At 41.7% G+C, this 10,864-nt stretch carries 10 protein-coding genes; 3 read left to right on the top strand and 7 right to left on the bottom strand.

Annotation, left to right across the window (positions count from 1 at the left end; translation table 11 throughout):
• Window positions 1-195 precede the first annotated feature (195 nt).
• Complete coding sequence (locus KDU71_RS19555; protein ID WP_212192803.1) at window positions 196-1,956, bottom strand: methyl-accepting chemotaxis protein; 1,761 nt, start codon at window positions 1,954-1,956, stop codon at window positions 196-198.
• A 125-nt stretch (window positions 1,957-2,081) separates the two neighbouring features.
• Here KDU71_RS19555 and KDU71_RS19550 point away from each other — a divergent pair, with 125 nt between their 5' ends.
• Window positions 2,082-3,086 carry a substrate-binding domain-containing protein gene (locus KDU71_RS19550; RefSeq protein WP_212192802.1) on the top strand — a complete coding sequence of 335 codons (1,005 nt, stop codon included), beginning with the start codon at window positions 2,082-2,084 and terminating at the stop codon, window positions 3,084-3,086.
• Between the two features lie 28 nt (window positions 3,087-3,114).
• Here the strand turns inward: KDU71_RS19550 and KDU71_RS19545 are convergent, their stop codons facing one another.
• The 6 genes from KDU71_RS19545 to KDU71_RS19520 all read right to left on the bottom strand — a co-directional run bounded on the left by KDU71_RS19545 (window position 3,115) and on the right by KDU71_RS19520 (window position 8,890).
• Window positions 3,115-4,065: a carbohydrate kinase family protein gene (locus tag KDU71_RS19545; RefSeq protein WP_212192801.1), complete on the bottom strand. Its 951-nt coding sequence runs from the start codon at window positions 4,063-4,065 to the stop codon at window positions 3,115-3,117.
• A gap of 78 nt (window positions 4,066-4,143) precedes the next feature.
• Complete coding sequence (locus KDU71_RS19540) at window positions 4,144-4,686, bottom strand: hydrolase (RefSeq protein WP_212192800.1); 543 nt, start codon at window positions 4,684-4,686, stop codon at window positions 4,144-4,146.
• A gap of 1 nt (window position 4,687) precedes the next feature.
• Window positions 4,688-6,211, bottom strand: coding sequence for a phosphohexomutase domain-containing protein (locus KDU71_RS19535; RefSeq protein ID WP_212192799.1), 1,524 nt, complete (start codon window positions 6,209-6,211; stop codon window positions 4,688-4,690).
• Window positions 6,212-6,213: 2 nt separating this feature from the next.
• On the bottom strand, window positions 6,214-6,828 hold the full coding sequence (locus tag KDU71_RS19530) for an SIS domain-containing protein (RefSeq protein WP_212192798.1): 615 nt from the start codon (window positions 6,826-6,828) through the stop codon (window positions 6,214-6,216).
• Between the two features lie 90 nt (window positions 6,829-6,918).
• Window positions 6,919-7,896 (bottom strand): tRNA-dihydrouridine synthase family protein, encoded by a 978-nt coding sequence (locus KDU71_RS19525; protein WP_212192797.1) that lies wholly within the window; start codon window positions 7,894-7,896, stop codon window positions 6,919-6,921.
• Window positions 7,856-8,890, bottom strand: a complete 1,035-nt coding sequence (locus KDU71_RS19520) for an amidohydrolase family protein (protein ID WP_212192796.1) — start codon at window positions 8,888-8,890, stop codon at window positions 7,856-7,858. The genes KDU71_RS19525 and KDU71_RS19520 overlap by 41 nt, the downstream gene beginning before the upstream one ends.
• 299 nt (window positions 8,891-9,189) lie before the next feature.
• Between KDU71_RS19520 and agaR the strand changes: the two genes are divergently transcribed.
• Both agaR and yaaA read left to right on the top strand, forming a co-directional pair.
• Entirely contained in the window at window positions 9,190-9,972 is a 783-nt protein-coding gene (agaR, locus tag KDU71_RS19515) for a transcriptional repressor AgaR (protein WP_212192795.1), read from the top strand.
• 103 nt (window positions 9,973-10,075) lie between these two features.
• Window positions 10,076-10,852 carry a peroxide stress protein YaaA gene (yaaA, locus tag KDU71_RS19510; RefSeq protein ID WP_212192794.1) on the top strand — a complete coding sequence of 259 codons (777 nt, stop codon included), beginning with the start codon at window positions 10,076-10,078 and terminating at the stop codon, window positions 10,850-10,852.
• The last annotated feature ends 12 nt before the right edge of the window (window positions 10,853-10,864 follow it).

Below are 10,864 nucleotides of genomic sequence, written 5' to 3'. Positions count from 1 at the left end.
ATCACCGTAGCTCGCTACGCTTCTGAAATTCGCATTGTAAATCAGTTATTTAAGAAATTTTGAGCTTTGTAATTTTAATCGAACTCAGGTTAATAGCCTGTTGAATTAATTTGTTTCTATTGATTACCCTATAAAGTTTACAAAAAAAAAGCCACCGGCAATCGCAGGTGGCTTACACTATGTTTTACGTATTAATTACTGATTAAAAACGGAAACTGCCTCTTCAAGCTGGTGCGATAGCTGCTCTAATGACTGGGCTGCACTGCTTATTTCATCAGCATTAGCAGCATTGCGCTGAGTAATCTGGTTGAGTTGCTGCAGGGCGCTGTTGATTTGCTCAACACCGCTTAGCTGCTCCATAGATGCGGTAGAAATTTCTTTAACAAGTACCGCTGTTTTTTCAATTTCTGGAGTGATGATATCCAGCTTTTGGGTGGCAATACGCGACGATTCCAGTGTATCGGCAGAGGCTGTGGTTATTTCATTGGCTGCCTGCTGACTGCGTTCGGCCAACTTACGAACCTCACTGGCTACTACTGCAAATCCACGTCCTTCCTGGCCGGCCCTGGCTGCTTCAACAGCGGCATTAAGCGACAGGATATTTGTTTGCATGGCAATGTCACTGATGACATTGATTTTTTCTGCAATCTGTTCAATGTACTCACTGGCTACTTTTGAGGCCTTGTTACTGTCAGTGATGCCTTTGGATGCTTCGCTGGCAATTTGTTCAGTGGTTCTCGAGTTATCGGTGTTTTGCTGAATATTTGCAAACATTTCTTCCATAGACGATGATACCTCTTCGGCCGAGGAGGCTTGTTGGGTGGCTCCGTCAGATAGCTCGGTAGCTCCAAGGTTAAGTTGTGCACTGGCATTAACAATTTGCTTAGCACTCTCACTTATTTGCGAAACCATGTCTTTCAGGTTGGTCACCATTGAATTTAAGGCGGCAGCCAGTTTACCTACTTCGTCTTTGCTATTGGCTTTAAATTGAACTGATAAATCCCCTTTGGCCAGTTGTTCGGCCAGTATAATGCTGTCCTCAACAGGCTTGGCAATGGCTTTTGATAAGAATAATACCAAACTTAACCATAAAAGAATGATGACAATGATGGCAATAAAAAGGATTTGCCTTTGTATCGAAATGATGTCGGCACTTTCATCTCCCATTTTCATCATCATATCCAAACCTACATCGGCTGTTGCGCCAACTTCCCACATAATACTCTTGGATAGTTCAAACTGCTTTAGCTCGGCAGTTTTAAGCTGGCGTAAAGAGCTCATGTATGCATCCAAAGCATTGATGGTATTATCAATTATTTCTTTGTCAGTACTGCTATAGGTTCTATTTGTAATTTCCGTCTTGATAGTATTGAAGTCTTCTTCAGTATCTTTAATATTAAAGTAATTCTGGACAGATTCTTGCTGATAAATTTCCAGTGCAATTGAAGAAAGTTGATGAAGCGCGGATTTCGCATTAAAACTTGTTGCAGACCTAAGCTCATCTAATGCACTCAGGTAACTGCTTTTATCTTTACTTGCTTTTATGAAGATATCGTAGTAGGCTTTAGTGGTTTGATCATAAAGCTTTGTTTGTTGCACTAATAATTCAATATCAACGCCTGCAGATGTCATTATCGCAAGGTCGTTATTGAGCGTATTCTGCAATTCATCAAGCGCTAAAGTCATTTTCGAAAAGCTCTTTTCTGCTCTTGACTTAAAATATGCATTGCCGGTAAAGTCATAGCTTCTGGCGAACTCCCTGGTCTCGTGCCAGTATCTATCGAGCTTGCCTGCTTCTCTGACAATAGGTATATAAGTTGATTTAAGCTCCTGAATACCGTTGTTTACATTGCTTAGGTTATAGAGCATTACAACGCTTAAAATGATAACTATTGACATTATCAAGGCAAACCCGCTTCCTATCTTGGCGCGGATCTTAAGATCTTTCCACTTCATACACGTTGGTTGTTTTAGTTGCAAATATGGCTTTAAAAATGTGAAAAAAATCATGTTTTGAAAACAATAATTAGATAAAATGTTACTTTTATCGTTCAAACCTGTGATAAAAACTTAATATTAGTATGCGCAACATAAAATGGTTAATTGGACTGCTGGTTGTTACGATGTTATCAGCTTGCCAATCAGATAATGGAATTAAGCTTGGATTTATATATTCATCTCCCATAACTGATCGTTATGTCAGAGAAGCTGGCTACTTCAAAGAATATGCTGAAAAACATAATGTAAAGGTGTATGTGGAGCATGGTAATGGGGATGCTGCCATTCAATATCAAAAGGCCATTGAGTTGTTTGATAAGGGTGTTGATGGACTGGCTATAATTGCAGTTAATGCCAATACTGCTGCTGCTATTGTGCGTGAAGGAAATGAGCGCGGTGTAAAGGTAATGGCCTATAATCGATTAATTAAAAATAGCGACCTCGATTTTTTTGTGTCGGGAGATAATGATGTGCTTGGTAAGATAATGGTTGACGAGATTATAAAAGTGAAGCCGTCGGGTGATGCTGTTATTTTAGGTGGAGATAAATATGATCGAAATGCAGTTGAGCTCATGGCCTCTATCAAGAAATACCTGCAGCCACATATTGAATCTGGTAATATTGAGTTGAAATATGTGACTTATATTGAAGACTGGAGTGGTGAAAATGCTGCTTTTGAGCTTGAGCAATATCTCTCTTATACAGGTGAAGTGCCCGATATGATTTTTGCAGGTTTTGATGGTATTGCCAATAGCTGTATTGATGTTCTGGAAAAGTATGGTAGTGATAAGCCGGTTTTTATAACCGGGCAGGATGCAACCATAGAAGGCGCTAAAAACGTGTTAGCTGGCAAGCAGCAAATGACTGCCTTTCACCCTTTAAAAGATGCAGCTACCAAAGCGGCTGAGTTGCTGATTGAGTTGGTCAAAAACGAACGCAAAGCAAAGCAAATGGCCAATGCGATGGTTAATAATGGGCAGCGCGATGTGCCAACGGTTAAAATACCATCCGTATCCATAACTAAGGGGAATCTTGAAAAGGTTTTGATTGAAGAAGCTCAGTTCTACACAAGAGAACAGATTTATTAATCCGGATTTGACCTAAAGGTGAACCGCATTAGTTTGGTGAATTAATTCGCTGTTTAATTTTTGCCTCTAAGGAGCTTTTTACATGCGTGTCGATGTAATTATCGATGCGCATACATACTTCTGACGAAAACTCAATACCATAAGCCGCAATGTGCAGCCAGTCCTGAGGGGAGATGACTAAAGTGTCAACCTTGTTGATATCAAAGTCGAGCATAGATTTAATGATGCCGGCATTGAAATTATCACCCGCACCAATGGTGCTGACCGGATTGATGATAGGCACTTTAAAATGTCTGTGAAAACCCGCACTGAAGGTATACACACCTTTGGCACCTGCTGTTATCACCAGGTTGGAACAATGCGCAGCAACCCGGGCATATACTTCTGTTGGATTGGTTGTCTTATAAATGTTCTGAAAGTCTTCGTCGCTACCCCTTACCAGATCAGCCAACTGAAAGTTCTCTTCGATAACAGGTAGTAGCTGTTCTCGGTTGCTCAGATGGTGCTGCCTGAAATTAGGATCATAAATAATGATGGCTCCTTGTTGTTTGGCTACATGCAAATATTCAAGCAGGCGAGGGCGAATGGCCGGATTTAAGCCAAAATAGGAGCCGAAGATAACAATGTCGCCTGAGCTGAAATCCGGAATGATGCCTTGTAGACGCTGCTGCGGGTAGTCTTTGAAAAATTCGTATTCTGCATCATTATTGTCATTCAGATAGGCCAGAGCCAATGCTGACTTGCCATTGGTGAAACGGCAGACATACTCGGTGTTCAGCTGGTTGTCGTTTAAAAACTGCATGATGTTATCGCCCACCTTATCGCACCCGATTTCAGTAATAAAACTAACCTGTGCATCTACCCGTGCCAATGATACCAGTGTGTTTAATGCGCTACCGCCTGCTTTGGCTGCTATTGGTTGAAGATCTTTAAAGATGATGTCCAAAACTGTTTCCCCAATACCAAATACTCGTCTCATTCCCATTGCTCTACTTTCCAACTAGTCACAAAAAAGCCACCTTAATCCTAAGGTGGCTCGCAAAATATGTAAATTCTTTTATTTCACCAATTTGCTGATGGTCTTAAATGCATCGGAACCTGAAACGCGGCACAATTCAAATAGAATTGATTCGTAGCTGGTAACGATAACGCCTTCCTGCTTCAGGCGCTCAATGCCCATGCGCTTATTCTCGGGTGTACGTGAACTAACACAATCTTCAACGATAACAGGCGTAAAGCCCCTTTCTCGCAAATCAATGGCTGTTTGCAGCATACAAATGTGTGATTCCATGCCGGCCAATATCACTGTGCGTTTAGAGCTGGTTTCAAGTGCTTCCATAAATTTAGGATCATCACAACAGCTAAAGGCCATTTTCTCAAAATGTGGATCGTCCTGCACCAATGCTTTAATCCCCTCAATTGTTTCGCCAAGTCCCTTCTTGTACTGTTCGGTTACCAGAAATGGGATATTTAGCGCTTTCATGCCCTGGATGAGTATTTTAGTGTTGGCTTCCAATTGTTCATGCTTATCAATATGGGGAAACAAGCGTTCTTGAATATCAACAACTACACCAATTGCATTTTCTTTTAAAAGTCTCATCTTATCTGTTTATTAATGATTGTAAATCCAGTTCGCTAAAATTCTCGAAAAACGAAAGCAGTTGGCAGGCAATCTGTTCAACACCTCCTTCGTTGTCCGACTCAATGTTTAAAGGAATAACCGGGTCGTGTAACGACAAACGTAATAAGAACCATCCTTTGGTGCCGTTGGTACTGATACTAACCCGTACTCCTTCGTAGTTGTTGGGAGCCAGTTCCCAGCCATTCCTGGAGGCGGCCAGATGTCCCAGTTCACTAATTACTTTTTCGCCGTAGGCCTTAAAGTCTGCCGCTTTGATGTTAATCCTGAATTCCTTGCTTTCGGCCGGAACAGGCAGCTTCTCAATTAATGATGTTAATGACTTGCCATCAGTCTTTAGCTGCGCCATTTTAATAATGCACTTGGTTACCAGGTAGGCACCATCATCTAAAAAGTAATTTTCCTTCAATGCGGCATGGCCTGATGTTTCAATGGCCAGCCACGACTCTTCTCCCTGCTCATTCAAACGAATGGCTTCGTTAATCACATTTTTGTAACCACGTTTAAAGCGATGGTGTCTGGCTTTTAATTCTTCGTTGATGAACCAGGCCAAACCATCGGAAGTAATAGAATCGGTAACTACTGTGGCTCCCGGGTGCTCTTCGTTAACAATGGCTGCCGAAAGGGCCACCAGCTCGTTACGGTTAATAGGATTACCTTTTTCATCTACTATTGCAGCCCGGTCAACATCTGTATCAAAGATAATTCCCAGGTCACTATTGTTAGCTTTTACCGCATCGCAAATGGATTTCATGGCTATACCATCTTCCGGATTGGGAACATGATTAGGGAAGCGGCCATCAGGCTCCAGAAACTGGCTGCTGCTCACATTGGCTCCCAGTACTTCGAGTACCCTGTGTGCATAAAACCCCCCTGCACCGTTTCCGGCATCAACAGTTAGTTTAAATCCTGTTAGTGGCTTATCGTAGTTTTCTTTTGAGTTGACTTCTTTACGTATTTTCTCTACCAACAGCTTGGAATATACATCGATAAAGTCAACTTCGCTTAAAGTCCCTTTTTTGCCAGAATCCGTTGTGTTACCAACTTCTGCAATGGCTAAAATGTCAGCGATATCCTGCTTTTCTAAACCACCCTGTGGTGTAAAGAATTTAAGGCCGTTACGGTTAAAGGGCAGGTGACTGGCCGTTAGCATAACAGCTCCATGCGCCAGGTAAGGCTCTGTAACCGTTGTCATAAACATAGCAGGTGTTGAGGCCATGTCACAGTCAAGTACTTCAGCCCCTGAGTTAACCAAGGCTTCTATAAAAGCGGCTTTTAAATCCGGACCCGATAAGCGCGAATCCATCCCAACGGCTACTTTGATTGTTTTTGTATCACTGTTCTTTTGTTTTATCCAGTGGTAAAAGGCTTTACCAAGCTGGGCTACTATATTTGTGTCCAGGTTCACTTCCTGACCGGCAATGCCAGTCAGGGCAACGCCCCTTATGTCAGAACCGTTTTGAAGTTGTTTCCAGTTGAAATCCATATTTATTTGTTTAATCCTGCAGCTTCGCGTGATTTATGTCCAAGGTAGCCACCGTGATGGCGTTTAGCATAGTCGGTATTTGAGAAATTGATTTTCTTCATCAAGAGCACAACCAGCACGTCTCCAATAACTGTCATTGTAGTGGTGGAGGTGGTTGGGGTTAGACCTAAAATGCATACTTCTTTAGGGTTGCCGGTGCTGATGCATACATTGGCCTCTTTAGCAAGTACTGATTCGGTATTGCTGGTTATCACCACGATAGGGATGTTGGGGCGTAAGCCACGGGCCAGATCAATTAATTCAATAATTTCCCTGGTTTTGCCCGAGTTGGATATCATCAGAAGTACATCATTTTCCTGTACAATTCCCAGGTCGCCATGCTGTGCTTCACTCGGGTGTAAAAAGCATGAGGGTGTTCCTGTTGAGCTGAAGGTCGTGGCCATGTTAATGGCTATCTGACCCGCTTTCCCCATTCCTGAAGTGATTAATTTACCACCTTTTTGGTGTACATATTCATGAATGAGATTAACGGCATTGATAAAGTCTTCGGTAGCAGGAATATTACTAACGGCTTGTGCTTCGTGTTGTAATATATTTTTAATTTCTTCTAAAACCATGGTTGTAATTTTTAAGATACAAATGTACCATTTTTACAAGAAACTAGTTTGAGCTTTATCATGCAATGCCAAAGCGGTGCCGTATGTCTATTATAAAATGCTCTTTTTTACTGTTGTTAGCCACAGTTGATAGCTGTCTGGCTTATTGTGCTTTTTGAGCTGTCGGTACAGTCTTTTTAAGTTTTGGCTGGTTTGCAGCGGATAGTGCCAAAAGTTCTGGAGGAAATTAAAACTTCTGTTCCAGTCCTGGTAGTACTGGAGTATTAACCTGAAGTAGTGATCGTGAAAATCAAACAGGATAGGCTGGTCGTATTGTATTCCTCGGATTGCGAATGGTAATTCTGGTTGTATTAGCAATCCGCGCCCAATCATGATGCCATTGATTCCTGGAAAATTTTCAATAATGGTATTGGCAGTGTCTTTCGAAGTAATGTCGCCATTGGCAATTATTTTATGATGGCTTAGTTCACACAATTCGCCAAAGGCTTGCCAGTCTGGCTGTCCATTGTATTTTTGAGTTACCAGTCTTGGGTGGATGATTAGTTCTTCCAGAGGGTAATTATTTAAGATCTTTACGATGCTTTTGCCTTGTTCGGGCGAGTCGGTGCCCATTCGCATTTTAACCGATACCTTTACATCAATGCCTTGTGTGAAGTAGCTTTCGAGCATTTCTTGAATCAGTTCGGGGTGCTTAAGTATACCACCTCCCCGTTGACGTTTGACCAGCATGGGGAAGGGGCAACCCATGTTGATGTTTATTTCCTGGTAGTCAATTTCCTTTGCCTGTCGGGCAAAATTGATTAAAAAGTCAGCTTGGTTGGTGGCTACCTGGGGAATACAGTGTAAATCCTTATTGTATTTTTCCGATAGTTCGGGATAGAGATCAAGGCCTTTTGTACCCTCCTTGTTTTCTTCAAAAAACGGGGTGAAATACTTATCCATTTTACCATATGTGCGAGCATGTGCAAGGCGGTAAAAGCCAGTAGTATAGCTCTGTAGAGGAGCCATGTATATTTTCATCGCGTCATCAAGCATTGGTTTGAATGCGGGGGTAAGTGTTGCAGGCATTGTGGTAGTATAGCTTGTCAATGACCTCTTTCGGAAGGCTCAGTCCTTTAAATGAACCATTAACCTGCCAGGTGGTTTGTTCGTCGTCCTGTGTAAAGAAACGCCATTGGGATAGCCAACGCCGCTTGACTTCTTCCAGCTGCTCCTGCTCGCTTTTATTGTCTGTAAATACTATGTCAGAGCCATACAATAGCCTGTCCTGATATTTAATCATAAAGTTGCGTACTTTATCATGATCCTTGACGGCCTGGTGCTGTAAATGACACACTCGTTCAGCTAAATCCATCTGCATATTGGGATAAGCGTCCAATCGCTTTGAAATTTCATCAATGCTATATTCACTGCTGCCAAGGTGTGCACCTACGAAACTAAGTTGTTGGTTATTGCTGAGCATCTGATCACTGGCAGCAATGTGCTGTGCATGCGAAGGCATATGGGGTTGCAAATACATATGAAACTCTGGGTGGCCGGCATAGTAGCGTTTGTCCGATTCAACCGTCATTTCATCAATTGGTAACCAACAGTTGAGTGGCTCACCAAAATGGCCAAGTAAAGGTGTTTTTGCTTTACTCAGATGGTATAGTAAAGGGTGAAATACCGGATTGTCAATCATGACAAGTTCGTTGTTGTATTGTAGCTTCATCCCAACATTCTTCCATATTTTAGCACCAATGGCCCCGCTTTCTCTTTCTGTATCTATCTGATGGCAGGCAGCTTTAATCATAGTGGTGCTAATTGGGTCGCCCAGAGGGATGGCTCCAATAAAAAAGTAGTGGTTTGGGAAATTAAGCCTGTGCAGTCGGGCAATCCGCTTTTGCTCTTCAAGTGGCATCCATTCGGTTTCCCGGAAATCTACATTGATTGAAACCAGCTTCATGTTACAGCTTTGTGCAAGCCTGAGAAAGGCATCATTAGCACTGTAGTAATGCAGATGACTGTCGATTTTGTTGATTGAATAAAAATCCTCAATAGAATAGTAGCTTCCCTTTTTCATACCAAACCCTTAACAGGAGAGCAAAATAAGCAATAATATCAGAGTTGGGGGCAAGGTAATATCTACTTTTAAAGACTGATGTTTCGTAATATTGAGGTTCTGATGGTGGTTGCTTTCGAAGTAATTGAGTTAGTAATGATAAGTAAGGTGCCTGGCTTATTGTTGGTAAGTGGACAATAATGTTTAGTAACTTAATTGCTTTCAAATGCTTATTGAAGTGAAAATTTACTTATTTTGTGAAAAAATGGCAATGAATGTAACCATACTTGATAAAAGTTGTGGTAGTAAATACAATTATCATGAATGATTTTGATCCCAATACAACCGTTGGCCGGAGAGGTTTAATACTGAAATTATTGGATGCTAAAGGCCAGGTTAACGTGCACGAATTAAGTGAGCAGTTTAATGTAAGTGAGGTGACCATCCGTAATGACCTTACCCAGCTGGAACATAAAAACCTGTTGATAAGGGCGCGTGGAGGTGCTATCAAGACTGATAAGGTGACTTTGGATATGAAGCTTTCTGATAAAAAAGTGAAAAATGCCAAAGAGAAGGAAGCGATAGGCAAACGCGCTGCGCGCCTCGTTGAAGAAGGAGATACTATTGTGCTTGACAGTGGAACAACTACCAAAGAAGTTTCGAACCATCTGAGTAAGTTTAAGAACTTAACTGTTATAACTAATGCGCTGAATATTGCCGGGCCATTGGCTGAACTGGAGCAAATAAACGTGATAATGCCTGGTGGAGTCATGCGCAAAAAATCGTTGTCATTGGTTGGCTCAATTGCGCAAAACAGTTTTAAAAACTTCTTCTGCGACAAGCTGTTTATTGGTGCCGATGGTATCGATGTTAATTTGGGTTTCAGTACCCCGCATCTTGAAGAAGCTGCTTTGAACAGGACCATGCTGAAAATGGCTAAAAAGGTTATTTTGGTTGTTGATTCCAGTAAGTTCAAGAAGAGAAGTCTGGCTGTTATTGGTCAAGTTAAAGACATTGATATTCTGGTGACAGACCGTGGTATTACCGAAGAAGATAAGGAGAAGTTATTAAATGCGGGTGTAGAAGTCATCATAACCGATTAAGGCTATATGTAATAAGATTGAAGGACTGCTTTAGCGGTCCTTTTTTTGTTTGATGGTATGAACTAAGACTAAATAACCTTGTTAAATAGAAAAAACTGACATTATGCACATTATAATATCCCCCGCCAAATCACTGGATTTTAAATCAAAGGCGCCTGCTACAAATAATTCAGAAATTCGCTTCCCGGATGAAGCGAAAGAAATCGTGACGGCTTTAAAGGGTCTTAAACCAGATGACTTAAAAAGCCTGATGAAGATTAGTTCAGATCTGGCGCAGCTCAATTATGGTCGCTACCAGGTGTGGAAATACCCGTTTGATGCAGATGAGGTAAAAGCAGCTCTTTTTGCATTTAAAGGCGATGTATATACTGGGCTTGATGCTATTTCGCTGAGTGAGAAGGAAATCAATTTTGCGAATGAAAAGCTGCGCATTCTTTCAGGATTGTACGGTTTGCTAAGGCCGCTTGATAATATTATGGCATACAGGTTGGAAATGGGCACAAAGCTGAATGTGAAGGACACAAAGCACTTGTATGAGTTTTGGGGTGATAAAATAAGTCAGCTGCTGCAGGCTGATATGGAAGAGCAGGGCTCTGAGGTATTGGTGAATCTGGCTTCAAATGAGTATTTTAAGGCGATCAATAAAAAAGCCTTTAGCAAGCGGATTGTAACGCCCGTTTTTAAAGATTGGAAAGGCGGTCAGTATAAGGTCATCAGTTTCTTCGCTAAAAAAGCTCGTGGATGGATGACCCGTTTTATTATTCAGAACCAAATATCCAGGCCCGAAGACCTGATTGCATTTAGTGAAGGGGGCTATTATTACAAGCCAGAGTTGTCGAAAAGTGACTCACCAGTGTTTGTTCGCGACCATGAAGGTTAATTTGCAGGCTTG

The organism is Carboxylicivirga sediminis, assembly GCF_018156225.1.
Lineage (GTDB): Bacteria > Bacteroidota > Bacteroidia > Bacteroidales > Marinilabiliaceae > Carboxylicivirga > Carboxylicivirga sediminis.
The sequence above is the reverse complement of the archived record's forward strand: the minus strand, read 5'-3'. Positions and strand labels throughout refer to the sequence as shown.

Coding starts and splice junctions, on each gene's coding strand:
- agaR (WP_212192795.1), top strand. CDS start 9,190: ATGAATGATTTTGATCCCAATACAACCGTTGGCCGGAGAGGTTTAATA.
- KDU71_RS19545 (WP_212192801.1), bottom strand. CDS start 4,065: ATGAGACGAGTATTTGGTATTGGGGAAACAGTTTTGGACATCATCTTT.
- KDU71_RS19525 (WP_212192797.1), bottom strand. CDS start 7,896: ATGCCTGCAACACTTACCCCCGCATTCAAACCAATGCTTGATGACGCG.
- KDU71_RS19535 (WP_212192799.1), bottom strand. CDS start 6,211: ATGGATTTCAACTGGAAACAACTTCAAAACGGTTCTGACATAAGGGGC.
- KDU71_RS19550 (WP_212192802.1), top strand. CDS start 2,082: ATGCGCAACATAAAATGGTTAATTGGACTGCTGGTTGTTACGATGTTA.
- KDU71_RS19520 (WP_212192796.1), bottom strand. CDS start 8,890: ATGAAAAAGGGAAGCTACTATTCTATTGAGGATTTTTATTCAATCAAC.
- KDU71_RS19530 (WP_212192798.1), bottom strand. CDS start 6,828: ATGGTTTTAGAAGAAATTAAAAATATATTACAACACGAAGCACAAGCC.
- yaaA (WP_212192794.1), top strand. CDS start 10,076: ATGCACATTATAATATCCCCCGCCAAATCACTGGATTTTAAATCAAAG.
- KDU71_RS19540 (WP_212192800.1), bottom strand. CDS start 4,686: ATGAGACTTTTAAAAGAAAATGCAATTGGTGTAGTTGTTGATATTCAA.
- KDU71_RS19555 (WP_212192803.1), bottom strand. CDS start 1,956: ATGAAGTGGAAAGATCTTAAGATCCGCGCCAAGATAGGAAGCGGGTTT.